The organism is Methanobrevibacter sp. (assembly GCF_017940815.1).
GTDB lineage: Archaea > Methanobacteriota > Methanobacteria > Methanobacteriales > Methanobacteriaceae > Methanocatella.
The window spans coordinates 1-23259 of sequence record NZ_JAGAXX010000003.1; the positions used below are offsets into that span (position 1 = coordinate 1).

At 33.8% G+C, this 23259-nt stretch carries 9 protein-coding genes; 8 read left to right on the forward strand and 1 reads right to left on the reverse strand.

From position 1 onward, the window contains the following. Nucleotides 1–10 precede the first annotated feature (10 nt). From ILA26_RS10325 to ILA26_RS00215, 4 genes are all read left to right on the forward strand, one after another. Nucleotides 11–145, forward strand: coding sequence for a zinc ribbon domain-containing protein (locus tag ILA26_RS10325; protein WP_366514864.1), 135 nt, complete (start codon nt 11–13; stop codon nt 143–145). Between the two features lie 97 nt (nt 146–242). Beyond that, the gene (locus ILA26_RS00205) at nt 243–557 is read left to right on the forward strand and encodes a winged helix-turn-helix transcriptional regulator (RefSeq protein WP_292892916.1); all 315 of its coding nucleotides are present in this window, start codon (nt 243–245) and stop codon (nt 555–557) included. Continuing rightward, nucleotides 557–1534, forward strand: coding sequence for an NADP-dependent oxidoreductase (locus ILA26_RS00210; RefSeq protein WP_292892812.1), 978 nt, complete (start codon nt 557–559; stop codon nt 1532–1534). The genes ILA26_RS00205 and ILA26_RS00210 overlap by 1 nt, the downstream gene beginning before the upstream one ends. A gap of 48 nt (nt 1535–1582) precedes the next feature. Beyond that, the gene (locus ILA26_RS00215; protein ID WP_292892814.1) at nt 1583–2188 is read left to right on the forward strand and encodes a stage II sporulation protein M; all 606 of its coding nucleotides are present in this window, start codon (nt 1583–1585) and stop codon (nt 2186–2188) included. Between the two features lie 19 nt (nt 2189–2207). On the opposite strand, the gene ILA26_RS00220 is transcribed toward ILA26_RS00215, so the two are convergent. Further along, nucleotides 2208–3047, reverse strand: a complete 840-nt coding sequence (locus tag ILA26_RS00220) for a DUF1002 domain-containing protein (RefSeq protein ID WP_292892816.1) — start codon at nt 3045–3047, stop codon at nt 2208–2210. A 221-nt stretch (nt 3048–3268) separates the two neighbouring features. On the opposite strand from ILA26_RS00220, the gene ILA26_RS00225 reads away from it, so the two are divergent. The 4 genes from ILA26_RS00225 (at nt 3269) to ILA26_RS00240 (ending at nt 23171) form a co-directional block, all read left to right on the forward strand. Further along, nucleotides 3269–8119 carry a cobaltochelatase subunit CobN gene (locus ILA26_RS00225; protein ID WP_292892818.1) on the forward strand — a complete coding sequence of 1617 codons (4851 nt, stop codon included), beginning with the start codon at nt 3269–3271 and terminating at the stop codon, nt 8117–8119. 193 nt (nt 8120–8312) lie between these two features. After that, a complete protein-coding gene (locus ILA26_RS00230) occupies nt 8313–12695 on the forward strand; it encodes a right-handed parallel beta-helix repeat-containing protein (protein ID WP_292892820.1) in 4383 nt (1460 codons plus the stop codon). 173 nt (nt 12696–12868) lie between these two features. Continuing rightward, nucleotides 12869–17218: a right-handed parallel beta-helix repeat-containing protein gene (locus tag ILA26_RS00235; protein WP_292892821.1), complete on the forward strand. Its 4350-nt coding sequence runs from the start codon at nt 12869–12871 to the stop codon at nt 17216–17218. 829 nt (nt 17219–18047) lie between these two features. After that, on the forward strand, nt 18048–23171 hold the full coding sequence (locus ILA26_RS00240) for a right-handed parallel beta-helix repeat-containing protein (RefSeq protein WP_292892823.1): 5124 nt from the start codon (nt 18048–18050) through the stop codon (nt 23169–23171). Nucleotides 23172–23259 lie beyond the last annotated feature (88 nt).

The window sequence follows — 23259 nt, forward strand, 5'->3', positions numbered from 1 at the left end:
CTGCGGACACATAAAAAAAGAGTTAAAAGTCAAAACACGCAAATGGAAATGTCAAAACTGTGGAAAAACACATGATAGAGACATAAACGCCGCAATTAATATACTAAACCGCTGGTTCAACGGGTATAGCCTGAAAAAACATTAAAATTAATCAATCAAATGAAAAAAAATTCAGGAATCCCCACCCTCTTTAAGGGTGGGGTGGTTCAATTACCTGCCCTATTGAAAACACATTGAAGCTGATGAGTCGCAAGTGGACTATTGTTTTAATTCGCGATATGTTCACAGGCAAGAAATATTTTCGCGAATTCAGCGAGGGAAAGGAAGGCTTATCCAATACTGTGCTGTCCGATACCCTGAAGTTCATGGAGGAGAATGGGCTGATTATCAAAAACAATAATGAATACCATTTGACCTCCAAGGGATTGAGGCTGAATAGGATATTATATGAGATGGCTGTATTCGGTCTTGACGAGCTTGAATGTGGTGAAGAGGGCGACTTGGAAGTAATTCAGATGTTTAAAGATTACTATGCGGAAATATTTGAGGTTAAATAATGAAGGCTGCAATATTGGATAAGAAAAATCAGGATTTGGAAATTAAGGATGTTCCTGTGCCTGAAATTGGCGAGAATGAAGTGTTGGTTAAAGTTAAATATGCAGGAGTCAATCCATTGGATAACATGATTGTACGGGAGGAAGTGAAACTCATCACCCCTTATAAGTATCCGTTGGTCATGGGAAATGAATTTTCAGGCGTTGTTGAAAAAACAGGATCTAATGTGGCTGATTTTAACGAGGGTGATAGGGTTTATGCAAGGATGCCGTTGGATAAGATAGGCGCTTTTGCCGAATATGTTGCAATTGATAAGGATGCAATTGCCATAATTCCAGATTATCTGGATTTCGATGAGGCGGCATGTGTTCCACTGACTGCCCTTACTGCAATTCAGGCATTTGAACTGATGGATCCGTCAGAAGGTGAAAGCATTTTCATCTCAGGAGGAACAGGAAGCCTAGGCGCAATGGCAATACCCATCGCCAAGAACTTGGGTTTGCATGTTATAACAAGCGGCAGCGAGAGAAATCGTGAAAGGGTAATGGATTTGGGTGTTAGTGAATTCATTGACTACAAGACTCAAGATTACTCAGAAATGCTTTCAGACGTTGATTATGTCTTGGACACATTGGGTGAAAATGAACTTGAAAAGGAATTTAGGATATTGAAATCCGGTGGAGTATTGGTTTCATTAAAAGCTCTACCTAATGGTGAATTTGCAGACAGGATGGGTTTGTCTGCAGTGAAAAAGATATTGTTTAAAGTTGCAGGTGGAAAACTTGACAAGATGGCATCTAAAAAGAATCAGAAGTATTATTTCTTGTTTGTAGAGTCAAATGGTCGTCAATTGGATAGTATTTCAAAAATTAATATTGTACCGTCAATTGATGAGGTCTTTGAATTGGATGATGTCAATAAGGCTCTTCAAAAGGTTGATGCCGGAGGGTCTAAAGGTAAAACAATTATAAGAATATAATGTTAATTTTACCAAATTTTTTATATTTTTTAATCTAAAAGTTAGTGTATGAAGCTAATTGAAAAGGGATTTTTTAAACGAAATAAGAAAATTATCATTATTGCCTTGGCGATAATGCTTCTGTCCGCCGTGGCAGGGTGTGCGATTTCTTCCATATATGTGGGAGATGACATCAAAGGCAAACTCACTGAAGGCATGTTTAATGTGTCTCAGAACAATACAGGAGATGTAAGAAGTGAGGATGTTAATGTAAATTCTATTGAGTTGTTTGTACACAATATCACTGTTGATTTGATTGTTATTGTCATGGGGGCATTATTCTCGATTTTTTCCGTACTGATAACAATCTTTAATGGGATTTCCATCGGTTCAATTTTTGGGGTTGACCCTACATTTGCATGCGTTACAGTATTGCCTCATGCAGTAATTGAGTATTTTGCCGGAGCCCTGGCTCTTGCAGCTGCATTTCTAATAACTAAACTTGAAATAAAAGCAATTAAAAATAGAAGTATTCGCGGTACTTTGGAGGAATCAAAAGTAGAATTAAATGACTTATTAACATTTGTGGTAATTGTGGTTGTACTTTTGGCCATTGCAGCATTCATCGAAGGAAATGTCACTCCTTTGATTGCTAGAAGTTTCTTTGGTTTATAAAAATAGTAATAATAGTGGATTAGTTAAATAATCCACTTAAAAAGTCTGTTGGTTGGCTTGCATTGGTAGTATTGTTGAAGATATCTGATACTTCGCTTTGGTAATTGTTAATGTCTCCTTGGACATTTTGAATTTGTTCAATACTTGTTGCAAGGTTTTCAATATCACTATTAGTAATGTTAATGTTGTTTGTAATAGTGTAGTTGTTAATGATGTTTACGATAGTCTTGTGATCTGTAACGTTGTTTTCTTGTACCTCTTCTTTTACATCATCAACCAATTCAGTCAATTCGTCTGCATCAACATCTGAGTTTTTAACAATTTCCGCTTGGGTGTAAATTTCATTGTTCGCTGCTTCTTTTACTGTGTCTGGAATTTCCACATCAGTCACTACTTCATAGGAATTCATTATTCCCGCAAGAGCAGATTCCCCGGTTGCTGTCACTGGGCTTGTTACATAAACATGTCCTGCAGTAATTCCAGCTGATTTTAAAGCAGAAATATACATGTCTCCGGTTATAGTTGTGATTTTTGATTTATCAACACTTACCTCTAAGTTATCATTTTCATTTAAATCTACGAGTGCAGAGGAGTATATTTGATTTGAATTGTAGTTTTTACCAGTAATGGTGCTTGAAATCTTATTAACTTCTTCTGCAGTAATTATTTTTGAATCGATGGTGTGCAAATCAACACCTGCTTGTTTTACAAAGAAATCGTCAACGGTATTCTTGTAATCTGCATTGTGGTGTGTTGTCTCACCATAGGTTATAACAACTTGTGTGTCACTTGTAGCAAATCCTATTGGAATTAGCATTCCAATGATGACCATTGCTAATATTATCATAGTCTTGCGCATATTATCACCTCTATAATATTGGTAAATTTTATTTAGTTATTTAAGTATATAAATGTATCTTTAATGTGTTTACTTCATTTTATCAAATTATAATTTTAGTTTAGTTTAGTTAATTTTATATGTACTCAAATCAAATTTATGAATATAGTAAATTTTTTTGCTATGTGTTTGTTATAAATAGTTTAAAAGGAGGTGAAAATACGGTAAAGTTAGAAAATAAATTGGTATTCGCATTAATTCTTTCAATATTGCTTCTGTTTTCTGTAAGTGGTGTATTTGCAGGGGATAATGAAACAATATCTGATGTGGTGAGTGCTCCTAGTGAGTTAGAAGAAATAACGCAAGAACATGAGATTATGGCTGTTCAATCTTCTCAATCAGATGGGGGAATGCTTGAAGCAAGCAATAATGTAATTAATGTTCACGTTTACGATTCTTATAACGAAACTGGCAAAACATGGACGGAAGATGGAATTCAATTGAAAGGAGCTACAGTTAAACTGTATGATTCTTCAAACAATTTGATTTCCACCCAGACAACAAACAATAAGGGTATTGTATCTTTCACTGGTCTGGGATCCCAAAAATATAATTTGGAATTGACCTATTCAACTTACAATCCAATTAAGTTAACTGGAATTGATTTCACTGGAAAAGAGGGAAGCTCCCTAGACATCAATGATGTGATGTTTGTTCCGGACATATTATTATTAGTGGACTATGCCTCACACAACGAGAAGGTTGATGTATTGATGAACATGTCTAGGCGTGTTGCATACATCAGTACAACAAATTTCGATGAGTCAAGGGTATGGCTGGCTGAATATGCTAAATATATTCATATTGACATGTTTGCTGAAAACTCAGCATACAACAAGTTCACTGCATCATATCTTAAACAGTTACTGGCTGTTTCTCCAGCTAATGCAAACTATAAGGTTGCATACACTTTCGGTACATACACTCAGCAGATTATGAATGCTACCGGAATCCATATCATTGGGGCAAACGCTCAAAACAATACATATGATACAGTGGAAAATACCTATATCGGGTCCTATTTCCAAGCTGAAGATATCCAAGACTCAGGCGTATTGCTAACCAACATGAAGAATTATTTCAATTATGTTCGTTATTTATTGGAGCCTTCAAAATATTCCAATCCGACATTGACCGATGAGGGAATTCCTTTAATGAGTCCTGAATGTGGTTTTTACCATCCGGATTTAGGAATGTACACCCTTGTTCCTGAAGCTAGTCTTATCCATCAATGGATTACTAAAAATCCTGGATACAGTAAAACTCAGGACGGAAGTTTGAATTGGATGAAAGAGGAATATGAATATTGGGTTGAACACACATTAAATCCGCAGGAATTATTCAACAGGTTTGAAGATGACTTTAAAGCTAAGTTTAATCCAGATAAAAAGTTAATAGCTATTGCTACTTACTATTGTGGTGGAGATGTTGTAGATTCCTTAATTAGAAGTTACGCAGCAAGCGGTAGACCTGCCTTCAACATATTCAAGACAAGTACTACTCCTTCAATGTCTTCTATTTTAAACAGGATTACAAATTCCTCAAAAATTGGAATTTCAACTATTACTTCATTATATAGTTGGTCTTTAAGTTATGCAAATGGTTCTGCTGAACCGGATTTATCTGAAATTGATTTGGCTGTGCTTAAAGGAGTCAACGAAATCTCTGAATACAGTTACAATAGTGATTTAGGTCCTCAAGTCGAATGGACATATGCCGTTACTTTCCCAAGTTTTGAAGGTGTTTACGGTCCGGTCATCTTATCTTACGTTGACGGTGAGGGTAAAACTCATGTTATCCAATCTGGTGTGGATAAGATGGTAAAATTAAGCTGTGGATGGGCTGACTTAAAAGATTTAGGCAATTCAGATAAGACAATTGCAATTGTATTGTACAATTACCCACCAGGAAAAGCGGAAATTGGTGCTTCATACTTGAATGTAACCCAATCAACATATGACTTGATTGTTAAATTATATGAGCAAGGATATGACACTGGTGGTGACATCAGGAAAATCATGACTGCACGTGAACTTGAAGAGATTATCTTTAAGATGGGTAACAAGGGTTCATGGGCATACGGATTGCTCAGACAATACGTTGAAGATAATTATGATGAGTTAGTTAAACATCATCAGTTAATCTCCACAAGGGATTTCCGTCAATTGATTAAGGACATTCCTCAAAGCCTAATCAAGAACATGACCGATTACTGGGGCTCAGGTTTAGGTCCTTCAATGGTATACAACGGTACTGATGAGCAGTATATGGTCGTTCCGGGAATATGGTTCGGTAAAGTGTTCATCACATTCCAGCCAAGTAGAGGTTGGGAAGAGCTCAAGACTGTGGAAAACTACCACGACTTGACATTGCCTCCAACACAATACTACGTATCATTCTATAAATGGTTGGATAAAACCGCTAAGGTAAATGCAATTGTGAATATGGGAACTCACGGTACTCTTGAATGGTTGCCTGGTACAAACCTCGGTGCTGTTGAAGGAGACTGGACATTTGAGTTGACATTGAATCCAACAATATATCCATATATTGTTTCAAACCCTGGAGAAGCTATGGTTGCAAGAGACAGAATTGCTGCATTGTTGATTACTCACATGACTCCTGCAATGGTCACATCTGGTTTATACGGTAATTATACTGTTTTAAACAATTATATCAATTACTACAAGGATCAGGTAAATCTTAATGTAACTTCCAATGCTGAAGAGTATAAGGTTAAAATACTCAAATTGGCTCCATCATTAGGATTCAGAAACTTCACAGGTAAGAATGAGACTTTCCAACAATGGTTAGATGACTTGCATTTATATCTTGAGGCTATGGAGGATGACTTCATCACCTACGGTTTACACACATTGGGTAAAATCCTGACCGGTGATGAGCTTGTTGAGGAAGTGATTACAATCACAACTTCCCAGACAAAAATCTACAATCAGATTATGGAATTCCTATATCCTGAATTTGCGGGCAAGTCATTCTATGATGACATTCAAGGAAACTTGAAATATCTCGCTCAAGCTAGCATGATTAAGCAATTCTTGAGAAGCTATGTTGAGGACTTGGTAAACGGCTCATCAATCGATGAACTTGCTACAAAATACAGCATTCCTGTTGACTCAGCATTGTACAACTCAACACGTTATGCTGCACAAGTGATTGTAAATATTCAAAACAACAACGAATGGAATGCGATTCTCACAGCTCTAGAAGGAGGATACGTAAAATCCGGTTTGTTTGCTGACCCTTCATACGGGGATTCCATCCCAACTGGTTATGACGGTTATGCAGCTGACCCAACAAGGATGCCTTCAGAGTCCGCTTACGAATCTGCAGTAAAAATCGTTGACTTGTTGTTAAGTGAATATTATGAGAAACATGGCTCCTGGCCTGAATTGACCTCATTGATTTTATGGGGAACAGAAATTTCAAGAACTGAAGGAATTGGTGTTGCGGAATTCTTATACTTCCTCGGTTGTAAGCCGGTATGGTTGGACAACGGTAAGGTTATTGGAGTTAAAATGCTTCCTTTAAGCGACTTGACCGTAAAATTGTCTAACGGCAGTGTTGTAAACAGACCAAGGATTGACGTATTCGCAAGTATCGTTACAAGCAATAAGGATTGGTTGACCTGGATGTTGACCGCTACAAAACTTGCGGCATTTGCACCGGGCGAAAACGAAACCAATAACTATGTAATAAAACATTACAAGGAAAATCCTTCACTTGACAGATTATTCGGTCTTCCGGGCAATGTTCTTGAAGGAACAGGTATGTCAACCCTTATTCCAAACACAGCGGACTGGAACATAAGTACTGTAAACCAATTTGCAATGGATGTATATCTATCAAGAGTTTCATACTCATGGACAATTGATGAACAGGGCAATTTGGTAATCACCAATCAAAAGGAAAACTTCAAGTACCTGCTCAACAAGACTGACCTCATTACTCAGAACTTTGACAGTACATGGAGACTTTTCGATTCAGACGATTACTACGATTGGTTTGGAGGATTGTACAATGCGGCTAGTGTATTGAAAGAACAATCCGGACAGTCAAGACCTGACACTTCATTTGTGGATATAAGAAGCAAAAACAATTACGTTGCAAGAACATATGAGGAAGAAATTGAATTCGAAATTAGGTCAATGCTATTAAACCCTAAATATTACATGCCTCTTGTAACTGGTGGGGGTACTGGAATGAACTCCTACGCTGCAAGAATCCAGAACATGTTTGGAGGTTTAACAGTGGCTAACGACAAACTCGGCACTGAAGTTGGTAACCAATTGGCTAATGAGCTATTGGGCATGAGCCAATATGTAGACGGTGCAACAACTTCAGCAGGATATCAGACTTCCCTTGCATGGATGATTTACTTGGCAGGTCAAGGAACCTGGCAAACTGACATGAAGACATATAAGGATTTGGTTAATGAATATATGGACCAAGCAACAAAATATGGTGTAGCATGTTGTCACCACACATGTAAAAACCTAGCATGGAACGCTGAAATCATCCAAATGAGTTCATTGACTCCTGCTCAGAAAGCTAAGTTTGCAGAAATATTGGCACAAGCAACTAATACCGATCCGTTATATACAATGCCTGAAGAGGACACAAGTTCCAATCCTCAAGATGGCGGTGGATCAACCAATGGTGCTTCAGATGCGGGTAATGATAATTCCAATGCACAAGATTTGGTCAACGGAACATCCAGTGACAAAACAAGCAGTGAAGAGGGTGGAAAAACCGCTGTTGGTGCAGACGGTTCTGAAAGCGGTGATGCAAAATCCGCAAGTGAATCACAAAGTGCTCAAAGTTCTTCATCTGATGGTGCTGGTGAATCTGGTGCTCAAGCATTCGAGTTATCAGAAAAATCTGCTGCTAAATCAGCTAGTGCAACAGAATCAAGCATGCCAATGTTTGTTGTTATTGCAGTGATTGTCTTGATAGCAATATTCCTGGTTGGATATTGGAGAGATGATGACGATGAATATGATGATTATTAATTAATCATCAACTTTTTTTTATTTTTATAAATTTTAGAAATTTTTAAATATACTTTATTTCTAAACATAATAATATAATAGAAGATTTTTAAGGTAGATTTTATACTACTTTAAAATTATTATTTGAATTTAATGTGAAGAGGTATATTTAATGCTTAAAAAAATTAATGTTTTATTAGTTTTATTGCTAGTAATGATATCTATCGGAGTTGTTAGTGCTTCTGATGATTTAAATGACATTCAATCAACTAGCGATGATACTATTGGAGATATATTAGAAGAATCTTATGATTCTGATTCATTATCTCAGGATATTGATGAAGGGAGTACACTTGCCAGTGATGAGCATACTGTGACTCCACAGAATTATAAGGATTATTTTAATTCTAAGGGAGACTTGATTTCTTCTGATGTTAAAGAGGGGGACACAATCAAGCTGTCTGGGGATTTTAAGAACTGTAATTTTACTTTCATAAAACCTATTAATGTAATCGGTGATGAAGGAAATAAATTCCAACATTCCGTTTTTACTTTTGAAAAAGATGCATCCGGAAGTTCCATATCAAATTTGAACATTTTCAATACTAAAAAATACAATTATGGAATCTTCTTAGATGGGGTGAGCAATTGTGTAATCCAAGGATGTTTCATTAACAATACTGGAGCATCATCATATGCAATTTGTGTTGCAAACAACGCTAATTATAATAATATCACCAATAACAATCTAAATACATATGGTGAAACTTATGGGCATGGAACAAGATCAACAAGTCCTTTGCTTATCAGTGGTGCTCATTATAATTATGTTGCAAACAATTACATCTCATGTGATGATGCAAATGCGATTTACTTGTCCAGTTTTGCAGGTGGACCGTTAGATGGTGGACCGTCTAATTTCAATACTATTTATAATAACACTATAAAATACAATGTATTGCCTACCTCCTGGTCCTATGGTATTCAATTGATGGGTTCAAACAATATTGTTAGAAACAATAAGGTTATTGGTGCATATTTGGGAATTTCTGCAGGTACCAACAGCATTATTTGTGATAACCAAATCATCAATGTGACTGGTGCTGATTATAATCATTTAGGTGTCGAGACCGGTGGTCAAAACGCAATTGCAGCTGCATCTGGCAGTTTGATTAAAAACAACACAATAACTAATGCTAAAATTATTTCAACCGGTTGTGCAATTTCTGTTGCGGATAATTGTATTGTTGAAGATAATTATATTCAGGTTTCAAACTCAGGTAAGGCAATTCATCCATCCGGATCAAACGTCACTATTCAAAACAATGATATTGTAACTAATGGTGGTACTGGAATATTATTCAATAGATATGCTTTTAATTTAAAAATAATAGGCAATACTATTTCAACTGGCTCTGGTGTGACCATTCTTATTCAAAAGGTCAGTAACAAGAAAATGCCAGGTAATATTTCAATCATTTCAAATACTTTAAATACTACTGCTAGATATGCTTTTGATGCTAAAGAAGCAGACAAATCCATGGTTTGGGAAGATAAAGGCAATACTATTGTTAATAAAAACCTATATCTCACTCCTGAAGGCGAATTTGATTCATCAAGGCCAGTTTATAAGTTTGATGGTAAAACACATGTCATAACTCCTGAAAATTACAATGAAACTATTGATGAAAATGGATTGTTGACCTCTAATGTAAATGATGGAGACATATTGTACTTTTCCGGTGAATTCAATAAGGACATTGTCGTTTATGTTAATAAAGCGGTTAAAATAACAGGAAACAACCCTATATTCTACAATACTACTTTCAGATTAACTTCCGATGGTGTTTGGATTGAAAATGTAACAATCAAAAATTTAAACAGTTCAAGAATCAACCAATGGGGTGTTCTTGCTTACAGAGTATTCGGTGCAACAATTGTCAATTGTAAAATTGATGTTTTTGATAAGAATGCAGCATATGCGATTTATGTTGTCGAATCAAGTAATGTGGATGTTATAAACAATACCTTATCATCTTCTGGTAACTATCTGACTTACACAATCCTTGCACACACAGTTGAAGATTGCAGATTTATCAACAATACAATATTCACAAATGGTACTGGAGATGTTTACACATTTGAAAATGAGCACTGTCTTGAAGGGGATTCCGTCTGTGCTGATGGTGATACTGTATGTCCGGAGGGTGATACTGTATGTCCTGAGGGTAGCACAGTCTGTCCGGAGGGTGATACTGTATGTCCTGAGGGTAGCACAGTTTGTCCAGAAGGTAGTGAAGTATGTCCTGAAGGAAGCAGTGTCTGCCCAGATGGTGGATCAGCTATTGGTAGTCATGTTTTAAGGGAGGTTTACAGAACCTATGGAATGTTAATAACTTATGCTTCCAATAACATAATTTCCGGAAATAAAGTGATCGTTACATCTAAATTGAATCAAACATACTCTCCATTCAACTCAACAAATTCCATTGTTGGTATTGATTTGTATTATAACTGTCACAATAACACACTGTCAAATAACTATGTCAATGTAAAGGCTAATGATAACTACCTCTACGGTATGGGCGTTTTAGGTTATTATACCGGTCACGTCGCACCTGAAGGTCAAGGAGCTAGTGACAATAAGTTCATTGAAAACACAATAGTTCTTGAAGGAACCTACTTTGTACAGGGTATTGTCATTGGAGACTCAACAGAAACCACTATCATCAAATTAAATGAAGTCAATTTAGAATCAAATGCTGTGTCTTATGGTATTAATTTGGAAATGTCTCAAAATTCAACAATTTTAGATAATTCTTTCACATTAAATTCAGATGTTGTTTATGGGCTTGAGGCAACCACTTCCAGTAATAATATTATAAACGGCAATGTGTTTGATGCAAACGGTAAGAGGATTTCTGGAATTTTATTGTCAAATTCCAAAAACAACAATATTTCTGAAAACAAGATTGATGCAAAAAGTACTGGTGAAGAATTGACTCTGCCTAACCTTGATTCTGTTGAGGCAGTAAATTCAGGAATTTACCTTTATAAAAATTCCTCTTCAAATGTTATTAAAAGTAATAATGTGACTTCCAATAAAGGATTTGCAATTGTAATTGATGAGATAGCAGTCAATAATGTCATTGAAGACAATTATCTTGTCGGCGAAAATTGTATAGGAGACAATGCAATCAATGCAACCAATGATGAAAATACAACAATAATTCAATATAATTATAAATATTTGGTTGCGGGCCAGCTTCAAGATATCAATATTAAATATTTAGAAAACGGCACTTTCGTATTTGAAACTACTGATTCCAGATTGGAAGGAGCTTTAGTTACATTTTTAGATGTTGATGGTGTAGAGATAAAAACAGTAACTTTATCTGGGGGTAAAGCAGAATACTATTGTGATTTATCAGATTATCCTGTTGGACAATACAGCATCTCTGCAAAAATATTCAAGGAAAACTTCAAGGTTACCGAGTTCCAAGCAATGCTGGATGTCGATAATGGTATTTTAGATGTCTCTGTAGCAAACATTACTGGAGCTATTGCAAGAAATGCGAAATTCACCGCAATTCTTAAAAACATTTTAGGAAAAGGTGTTGAAGGAGTTCTTGTTGAATTTTATGTACTTGATGAAGGATTTGAGGTCTATGTTGGTAAAGCTATTTCAGATAAAAACGGTAATGCAATATTGACTGCGGAAATACCTAAAATTTATGATGAACATACGCAGATAATTGTAAAAATTGAGGATCCTTATCATTATTATTCAACAACTGCCAGTGGAAATTTAACAGCGTACATGCTTACTGATACTGCAATCACCTCAAACGCTAAAGTTTATCCAGACGGTGTTGTGGCAGTGTTAAAAGATAAATCTGGAAAGGTTTTAGCTAATAAGAAAATTTCCATAAAAATTGGCAGCACTACATACACAACAACCACTAGTGCTAATGGGGAAATTAAGATGCCTTTAATTGCTAGGGGTGCATACGTTTCTACAATCTCTTTTGCAGGTGATGATGAGTATTACTCCTCAAAAGTATCATCTAAAATAACTGTATTGCCATCCATATCAGGAAATAAAAACTTTAATGTTTATTATGGTAACACAGTAACCTATAAAGTTCGCATTACTGGATCTAATGGTAAATTTGTAGGTGCTGGAAAGTCCGTATCCATTAAAGTCAACGGCCAAACATACAATGTCAAGACCGATAAAAATGGATATGCAACTAAATCCCTTAAATTGAAAGCAGGTTCATACACAATAACTGCTAAATATAATGGCGATCAGGTGTCCAATAAAATTACAATAAAACCTACTTTAACTGCTAAAAACATCGCTAAAAAGAAAGCGAAAAAGATTAAATTCACTGCAAAATTAGTAGATAAGAATGGTAAAGTCTTAAAGGGTAAAAAGGTTACCTTTAAGGTAAAAGGTAAGAAGTACACTGCAAAAACCAATAAAAAGGGTATTGCCACTGCTTCATTTAAAAAATTGAACGTGGGTAAATATACCGTTTCTTCAAGTTATGGTGGCTGTACAATTTATAATACATTAACTGTTAAAAAATAAAGGTTTTAACCTTTATTTTACTTTTTTTTCAATTTTAATTTAACAACTTTTAAATATATTTAATAACTAATTTTTAACCATAGTCAATCTATTATATGGTTTATTCAAATATATTGTACTATTATTATAATTTATAATTATTTAAAAGAGGTGGAATTATTAATAAAAAGCGTATGGCTATTTCATTGATGCTGCTTTTTGTCATGGTTTTGTCTGTAAGCGCAACTTTTGCAGCTAACGATGATTCCATTGATGAAATTGCTGTGGAAAATGATATAGCCGAGGAGGTTGTCGCTACTGATTTGGATGATTCTTCAGATAAGTTATCTGATGATTCTAATGTAGTAACCAAAGACAACTTTAATGATTATTTTGATGAGTATGGGTCTTTGACATCAGATGCTGATGAATTGGTTTTTGATGGAGATTTCAGTGGATTGGATGTATCTGCAATAACAATTGCTGGGGATAAGGCTGTAAAGTTCACCGGTAAAAATGCTACTTTTAAAAATGTTCAATTCATGATTATGCAAAGTGACGTGACAATTGACGGATTTAATTTCATAACTGATGAGAACAATGAACACACAAGATTGATTTGGATTGGTGTTGATGATTATATAGGCAATATTGTTTTATCCAATAACAATATTAAATTCGTTGGTCCTGCTAATAGTGAAGCATATGCAATTTATGCGGGTGCCGATGTGGACATGGGATTTTATTGTATTGAAGGTTTGCAGATTATTAACAATAACATTACCTACATCGGAAACAGTGATGGGACCGCAATTAATAACGTAATCCGTGTAAATGGGGATGAAGAGGAGTATGAAACTTCAGCTGATATTGTAGTTAACGGGAACAATTTTGATATTCAGATTCCTTCAATTAAGGTAAACTATGGTACTTGGGGTGATGCTCAACCGTTCTCTGAAGCTATTGTATTTTACTATTGTGAAGATGTACAGTTCATTGATAATAGGGTGAATGTTAAATATAACTCTGTTCAGGGTTCTTCCGATACTATTTATGTGGTTTCTGCATATGCTAACTCATTAATGGGAATGTCTGATGCTAACGTTGTAATCAATGACAATGAAATCAACGGAATAGGTTATAGTCATATTTATGGAATAAAAGTTTCCTCAAATGAATTTGAAATCAAAAACAATAAATTAAATATGTCTGCTGACTATTATTATGCGAATGGTATTAATATAGAAGGTCCTTCAAGTGATGGTGCAGTTTCAAACAACACAATCTCTGTTAAAGCTCCTACAAATGCTGCAGGTGCAGTTTATGGAATTTACACTTATCAAATGATGGCTGCTGTAAATGAAGTGTACTATGAAAACAACACTATTGATGCAGAAGGATACCTCGCTTGCGGTATGGAAATCAACCAACGTAATACATATATTTTCAACAATGCAGTAACCTCTAAAGGTAATTACACATATGGTATTGTTGCAAGTATTAAGCCTGCATCTTATGAGGTCTTTATCGCTGACAATAATGTTTCCGTAATCGGTTCTAATGAAGGTAGTTTAGGTACTGGTGATCCGATTTTAGACTTGAATTCCATAGCTATTGACGTTTTAGGAAATGCTATAATTCAGAATAACAAAGTAAATTCAACCAGCATTGGAATTAATGTTGTTGAACAAGGTTCTGTTGTTATAGACAGCAATGACATCAATGTTGCGGCTACTGGAAACGTTGACAATTATGCTATTAGTATCAATGATATCACCAAAGCAGATATCAGCAAAAACAACATCACTTTTGTTGGAAAAACTGACGGTAATGTTGTAACAAATGCAGTTAAAATTTTTGAAGCTCCTGCTGTGATTTCTGATAATAAGTTTGACATTCAACTTCCTTCCGCAGCTGTTATTTGGGCTGCTGATTGGACAAGCACTGTTATCACTGAAGGTATTTTAATAGACTATTCAAATGGTTTAGAATTTAGAAACAATAATATTACACTCAACTACAATGATATTGTTGGAGGATATGATACAATTTATGCAGTTGACATTAAAAATTCCGCTAATGCTATATTCGATAACAATAAATTGGATATTGCAGGACACACTTACATGTATGGTGTTCTCATAAGCGGAGACAATTTCACCGTTTCAAACAATAATATTACTTCATCTTCCGATATCTATTATGCTAATTGTATTGATGTTGAAGGTCCTGCAACTGGCGTTATCAAAAACAACAAATTGTCAGCTATTGCTCCAACTTCCTCATATCCTGTATATGGGGCAATGTCAAATGGAGATGTTTCTGTAAACATTACTGACAATGAAATCTATGGTGAAGCTTACTTGGTATATGGTGTTCAAATCGGTGGTAAAGATATAATTGTTAAAGATAACAACATCACTGCAATAGGTAATCACACTATCGGTGTTGGTACTCATACAGACAATTTGAAAGTCATCGGCAACACTATTATTGCTGACGCTTCAAATGTTGGTGATTTAGATATTTGGGAAACAATGGGTACTGATTCTGCAGCTATCAAAGTTACCAATGGTATCGTGGAAATTTCAGACAATACTATGGATTCCACTTCAGTTGGTATCAAGGCTGACGGCCCTATTGAAGTAACTATTTCCAATTGTGAAATTGATGTAACTGCTGTCGGTGATGTGGATAACTATGCTGTTTATGTTGATGGTGCAGATAAATTTACAATGACTGACAACAATGTTACCTTTGATGGTGCAAGTAACGGCACTACCATTTCTAATGCAATGCATATTGTAGATTCTGGTGCAGTTGTTACTGGAAACGACTTTGATATAACTGTTCCTGCTGCTGATGTGGTATGGGGTGCTGACTGGTCAAGCACTGTCATCAGTGAAGGTATTGTATTTGACTCATGTGATGATCTTAAATTTGAAAACAATACTGTAAATCTTGATTATGGTGATGTTATTGGAGCTTATGATACCATCTATGCAATTGATGTTCTCAATTCCAATAATGCTGTAATTAAAGATAATGAAATTGATGCTAGTGGAAACCAATATATTTATGGTATTAAAATAACTGGGGACAATTTCACCATTGATAACAATAACATATCAACTGATTCAAATTATTATGCTAACGGTATTGATGTTGAAGGTCCTGCTACTGGTATAATCTCTAATAACAACATTAATGCGGTAGCTGAAAACTCAGCTTATCCAATTTACTCTGGTATGAATTATCAACCTGTTTCAGTTAATATAACTGGCAATGACATTTCTGGTGATGCATATTATGTTGTTGGTGTTGAACTCGGTGGACAAAAAGCTTTAGTTGAAAACAATACTATTGATGTAAGTGGTAATCACACTATTGGTATCGGTTCAGCAGTTGATAATTTAACTGTTAATAACAATAATATTTTATCTGACGCTTCCAATATTGGTGATGAATCAATTTGGGATAGTATGGGTACTGATTCAACTGGTATTAAAGTTGCTAGAGGTAGTTTCAGTATTTCCAACAACACTGTTGCAACCACTGGAGATTATGCTGCAGATTTAGGAGACAGTTCTGGTAATATAACTAATAACAAATTATCCAGTGCTAAGGGTGCTGGTGATGATTCCATTTCAGGTACTGGTGATGTGAACTCTACCGGAAACCCTGCAACTGGAAACGAACGTTTGAAGGTTATCATGTTCGGTGTCGATTTAACCAAAGTATACGGTAGTGCTGATCAATTCGTAATAAAAGTTTTAGACGAAAACGGTAAACCTGTAGTTGGAAAAACAATTTCCTTTGCATTAAGCAATGGTGAAGCTTACACCAATGTTACTGATGCAAATGGGTTAGCTAAAATAGATATTAACTTAGTTAAAGGCGAATATTTCGTTAACTCTAAATTCTCAGGTGACGATGTATATGCTATGTCAACTGCTAAAACCAATATTACTGTTAATCCAAAACCAACAGCTTTCACAGCTCCAAATACTTCAGTTTTATTAACTGCAGTTAAAAAAGGATCAACTTACAAAATTACCTTAAAAGATAATGAAGGTAAAGCTTTAGCTAATCAAAAAATAACAGTTAATGGTAAAGAATTCACCACTGATAAAAATGGTGTAGTTAATTATAAACTTTCAGCTTCAAAAGCCGGAACCCAAAAATTAACCGTTAAATTTGCTGGTGATGATAAATATGCTGAAACTACAAAAACTGCAACTATCAAAATCAATAAGGAAGCTACCAAATTAACTGCTAAAAACAAAAAATTCAAAGCTAAAAAGAAAACCAAAAAATATAAAGTTACCTTAAAAGACAGCAAAGGAAAAGCAATCAGTAAAGTTAAAGTTACCATCAAAGTGGGCAAAAAAACTTTCAAGGCTAAAACCAACGCTAAAGGTAAAGCTACCTTCAAAATTAAAAAATTAACTAAAAAAGGTACTTACAAGGCTAAGGTTAAATTTGCAGGAAACGGCCTTTACAAGGCAGTAACCAAAACTGTTAAAATTAAGGTTAAAAAATAGAGATTTTTAATCTCTATACTTTTTTTATTTTTTTCAAGTTTATTTGATTTTTTCATAAGATTTATATATTGATTTTTTAAAAATAATATTATAGTCAATTATTTATTATTTTATTTCAATGTTTATTGACTAATTTTTATTAAATCAATGTGAAGGAGGTGAAAAAATCAAGAAAGGGAATATTTTGATTTCATTAATATTAATTTGTTTTATTTTAGTTTCGTTAAATATTGCATTTGCATCAAATGAAACTGATTTTAATGATGATCATCTATTAACTAGTGATAATGTTGATGTTCCAGAAATATTAACATCTGATATATCTGAAGAGGTAGTTTCACAGGAAGGGCATTCTGATGTATTGATTAGTTCTAATAAGACTATTGAAATTACTCAGAGTAATTATGAAAATTATTTTGATATTAGAACTGGTAAAATCAAAGAGAGTGCAGATATTTCTAAAGGGGATACCTTAAAAATTGGAAACATTTCTGGAAGGGCTTTTGTTATTGACCGTCAACTCACATTAATGCCCATATCTTCTAATGATGAAATTTCTAATGGATTTATTCATTTAATTAAGGGTAGTGACGGTTCCACTATTACTAATTTAACAATAAACAATACAAAGGGCACTTTAACACTCAGAGGTGTAACTGTAGGTCAATTACATGGTATATGGTTGTCTAATTCAAATAATAATCTTATATCATATAATACGATTAGAATTGCTAATACTGGAGGAGTTTATGCGATGCCTATGGGTTGGTCTAGTAATAATAGGATTATTTATAATGACATGAAGACTTATGTTACTTGTAATATGATTATGGGGCAATGTCATAATAATTTGATTTCCCATAACCGTATGGAAGTATTGTCTTATTCAGAGTTATCTGTGACAAATTTAATTTATTTTAATCCATTTGGTCATGCCGATTATACTGGGTCTCCATTATGTGAAGGCAACATAATTTCCTATAATTATCTTAAGGGTTATTGTGCTTTGCCAATGTCTATAATTATACAAGCACAATACGCAAGTCATGATGGTACTGTAATTGCAAATAATACTATTATTAAAGGATCATATGGTATTAACCTTGGTGGAAACAATGTATCTGTTTATGGAAATATTGTACAGGATAGTGCTATTGGTATTTCAGTTGCTGGAAGTGATTTCACTGTTCATGGTAATGATGTTAGTGGTACTAGTAATCAAGTAGGTATTCAAACTGCAGGTACTGTTGATACAAATTGTGAAGTATTTAACAATAATATAACTTATACTGATGTTGTAACTGGTTTATCTCTTGATAATTATGTTAATGCTTATAATAATAGAATTAATATTAAAGGTTATGGTACTGGTATTAATATAAAAGGCAGTCATGATACTGTACGTTATAATAGTATTAAAAATAATCATGATATGGGTATCTCTTCATTAGGTAGTTTTAATTTTATAGATAATAATATTGTTACTACTAATAATGTTGGAATAGCTATACCTTCAAGTTCAACTAGTAGTAGATATTATAATAATACAATTACTAATAATAAGATAACTAGTGAAAGTAACGGTATTTCCATTACTGGTTTAGTTTATAATACTGTAATCACGGATAATATTATAGAAACTAATTCGACTGAGGGTATATACATTGAGGTTACTGATGCTAAATCTAATACTCAACTTGACAACATGGTTAATGGAATAATCTTAAATTCCACTGCAATAATTGTTAATGATGATAATTTTTATGAGTATTTTGATAAGAATGGTCATTTAACTTATGAATTTGAAGAAAATAAGTCTAAAGTGATATTTTTAACATTTTTAACAAATAAAAATTTATTCTTCACTGAAAAAATTAATGTTATTAGTAATAGGATGAATAATCTCCTATTTAATGTAACAATTACTTTTGAGCCGGATTCTGCAGGATCATTAATAAGGGATTTCAATTTTGTTAACTATGATAAGGAAGCAATTATTTTGAATAATGTTAATGATGTGAGTGTTGCTCGTAATAATATTACTGACATTTTTAAAAAAGGTTCTTTATCAAATTCCGTTATTTTGGTTCAGGATGTTTGTGGAAATTCTGTAATTTCTAACAATAATATCTATGTTAATTCTAAAGTTAATTATACATATGCAATCAATGCTCCAGCAATTAATCCGTCTAATAAAAGGATGAATAAGAAATTATCAAGTGGTTTTTCAGTTAGAGGTAATAACATAATCATGATTTCTACTGGTGTTGCTGAAGCAATTTATACGGATTCTTTATCTGATAGTGAATTCATTTCAAATAAGATTAATATAATTGCCGATGACTATGCATATGGTATTGCATTCGCCAATTTAATAGGAAGACTTTCAGGATTAAATGTTACTGACAACGAAATTATAATTCACAGTAAGGAAATGGCTTACTTAATTGAATTCCATATGGTAGATAATTCAACAATTTCTTTAAATGATTTATATAGTGAAAGCAATGGTGTTTATGGTATTTCCATATACATGTCAAACAATATTTCTATAAATGATAATGAAATTACTATATATGGTGGAAATCTTTCTGAAATTGATGGTATTTCTGATGTTCTTGGAATTGGAAATTCTGCAATAGCAATAATTAAAAATTCAAATTTGACTTCAATAATTGGAAATATTGTTTACACAAATGTAACTGAACCTATTGCTTTTATTAACATTACACAAGATTGTTCAATGAATATCTATGATAATGCTTATGTAATAGATGATAACAATTATGAGGTTTATTTTGATGAAGATGGAAATTTATATTCTGATCTTATTGTTTCAAACAGTATATTGCTTTTGAATAATCTCACTAAAGGCCAAATTATGAAAATCAACACTCCTGTTGATATTTCATCATATAAATTGCCTTCTACAGTTTCATTGATAATAAGCGGTAATGCATCCAATATGCGAATATTCAATGTCTCTTTTATAAATTCAACAATAAGCTTAATTAATGTTTCTAATGTGAATATAATTGATAATGTATTCAATTCTTCAAATGGTAATGTTTTAAATGTTGTTGGAGGAAAGAATAATTTCTTTGTCCATAATGAGGTTTATTTCAATACTACAGATGTTTCAGGAATTATTTTAAATAATACTGTGTCAAATATCATTAGAGACAATAATTTTGAGGTTAATGCTTCAACAGTGAAGATAATCATTAATGAAGATTCTACTGGTTCGTTAATAGATAATAATATTATGAATGCTAGATCAGATGAACTGATTTTCATTTATTCTAAAAATTCTAATAATGATATTGTCAGCAATAATAATTTAACTGGTGTGGCAAATTCAATTTTTGGATATTATGCATCAAATGTTAAATTTGGAGAAGTTACATTCAATAATATATTTATTAATGGAACAGGCGATGTTACAAACCAGGCTGCAGTTTATTGCTGCAATGCTTCCGGGGACAATATTGTTAGTGAAAATTATATAGTTGCATTTTCTAAAAATGCTGATGATTATGCTGTTATTTCAATTTCCACTCCAGATTTATTCAATACTATTGTTAAAAACTTTTTAGTTAGTTCCAATGGTTCAAAACGTTCTGATTTTGCTGTTGATGGAATGTATGATGTGGTGCATACTAATACTCCAATGGATATTTATGTCTCAGAAAACGGTAGTGACGTATCTGGAGGGGGAACAATTTATGCTCCTTATGCAACATTATCTCATGCGGTACAAAATGCATTAAATCATTGTAAAATCTATATAATGGATGGAAATTATGTTGAATCTAACATTAAGATTGATAAAAATTTAACAATCATTGCATTGAATCCAGGTAAAGTGACAATTAATGCTAATTTAAAACAATTGTTTAATATTGATAAAACAGGTATTCTTTCAATTTCAGGTGTTATCATTGAAAATGCACATAATGTTGATGGAGGATCTGTATTTGTAAATAATGGTAAGTTATCCATTAATAATTCAGTTATTTGCAACTCTTCATCTTATTACGATAATTCTAATCCAATTTTTGACCACGATGTCACATATAATCGTGATGGAGACATTGAAACAGCTCACACTCTTGACTGTAGTGATTCTGGAAAAGGTGGAGCTATTTTAAATAATGGAAATCTCGTAATAAATTCCACTGTGTTCTATAATAATTTAGGACATTGGGGTGGTGTGATTGCAGATTATGGAAAAACATCCGTCAATTCCTCATTATTCTATGATAATGAAGGGGTTCATGGAGGTGTAATTTATACAGACTCTCAAAATGAATTAACTATTGAAAATTCAATATTTAATCATAATACTGCATTAACATCCCTTGATTATTGTGCAATTAGGCTTGCAACAGTTGTGTGGTCCATTGAAGATGGAAATCATTATAAATATTATTCCGAATGTGAATCTCCTGTTGGTTCTGGAGGAGTTATTTATACTAACAATACTTCAATATCCATTTCCGATTCAAGTTTTAGTGATAATTCCGCTCAAAGAGGAGGTGTAATAGCTACTCAATGTGATAGTTTCACATCTTTATCTAAGTTTGAGTCTAAAGTAGATTTAACTTTAAATGATTGTTATTTCTTCAACAATCGTGCAAATGATACCCGACGTGCTTTAGGTTCAGTTGATTTGGATTACTATGATTATTACAGCGGTCATGATGGTGGTGTAATTTATGGTACATACAATAAGTTACATGTCCTGTCTTCCGAATTTTATTATAATCAGGCTACAAATGATGGTGGCGCATTATATGCGAAAGCTAATGATGGTAAAATATTGGATTCTGTATTTAGAGAAAATATTGCCGGAGTTAGTGGTGGAGCATTGGATTTAGCTAAAAACTTTATCATGATGAGAACAGTCATATCAAATAACACTGCCAGATATGGTGGAGCTATAGAATATGACTCCTATCGTTATTATGGTCATATCCAGGATAATTTCAATATTTATAATTCAACAATATCAAATAATAAGGCATTAAATATGGGTGGAGCGTTTAACGTTGGTTCAGGAAATATTGTTGTACATGATTCTAATATTGTTAACAATTTCGCTCCAGCATATAATACTATACATTCAAAAGGTGGAAATTATGCTATTGATATGAGGTATAATTATTGGGGTGTTTCTCCAACTGGATACGAGGGACCTGATGATTCAGTTTGGAATGTCAATAATAATGAATTTAGGCCTTGGTATAGGCAATGGGTAAAATGGGAGCCTGCTGAAGTTAAAATAGATCCTGTTGACCCTACTCCTGAAGGTCCTAAAGATTCAGACTCTGAAAAGCCTGGTGATTCTAAGCCGTCTTCCGGTGGACCAAATCCGAACCCTGCTTCTACAGGTACAAGTGCCTCCACAGGTACTTCAATCGGAGGTCATGGTAATGGTAATGGTCAAGGAAATGGCAATGGTAATGGATATTCTGGTTCAGGAGATGGAACTAATTTGGGTCCTGGTGGATCAGGAACTGGTCATGGTGGTGCTTATTCAAATTTACCAGGATATAATGCTTATAATGGCCAAAATATTCGAGGAACCTCTAATAATAATGGTTCATCTAATGTTGACTCTAAAGTAGACGGCACTGTCAATTCCGATAGTTTAAGTAAGTCTAATAGTTCCAACTATGACGCGAACCTTGCAAGTGTAGGTATGACTTCAAATGCTGCAGCTGCTTCTTCAAGTTCTGAAGGAGGTTCACAAGGAGCAGGCGAATCAAGTTCTAGCTCTTCTGATGGTGCGGCAAGTGTTGCCAAATCTTATGAGATAACTGAAAAAATAGAGGAACTGGTCGACAATGATGTTTCAATGATGGTATTCATTGTTTTAGAGATTATTGTATTGTCTCTGTTGATAATAGGTTATAAACGTAAAGATGAAGAAAATGAAGAAAACTATTAACTTTTTCATTTTCTATTTTTTTCTTTTTTTCAATCAAATTTGATATTTGATAAAAACTTTTTTATATGATTTTTTATAAAATATATAA

Coding starts and splice junctions, on each gene's coding strand:
- ILA26_RS00205 (WP_292892916.1), top strand. CDS start 243: ATGAGTCGCAAGTGGACTATTGTTTTAATTCGCGATATGTTCACAGGC.
- ILA26_RS00210 (WP_292892812.1), top strand. CDS start 557: ATGAAGGCTGCAATATTGGATAAGAAAAATCAGGATTTGGAAATTAAG.
- ILA26_RS00215 (WP_292892814.1), top strand. CDS start 1,583: ATGAAGCTAATTGAAAAGGGATTTTTTAAACGAAATAAGAAAATTATC.
- ILA26_RS00220 (WP_292892816.1), bottom strand. CDS start 3,047: ATGCGCAAGACTATGATAATATTAGCAATGGTCATCATTGGAATGCTA.
- ILA26_RS00230 (WP_292892820.1), top strand. CDS start 8,313: ATGATATCTATCGGAGTTGTTAGTGCTTCTGATGATTTAAATGACATT.
- ILA26_RS00235 (WP_292892821.1), top strand. CDS start 12,869: ATGGCTATTTCATTGATGCTGCTTTTTGTCATGGTTTTGTCTGTAAGC.
- ILA26_RS00240 (WP_292892823.1), top strand. CDS start 18,048: ATGGGGCAATGTCATAATAATTTGATTTCCCATAACCGTATGGAAGTA.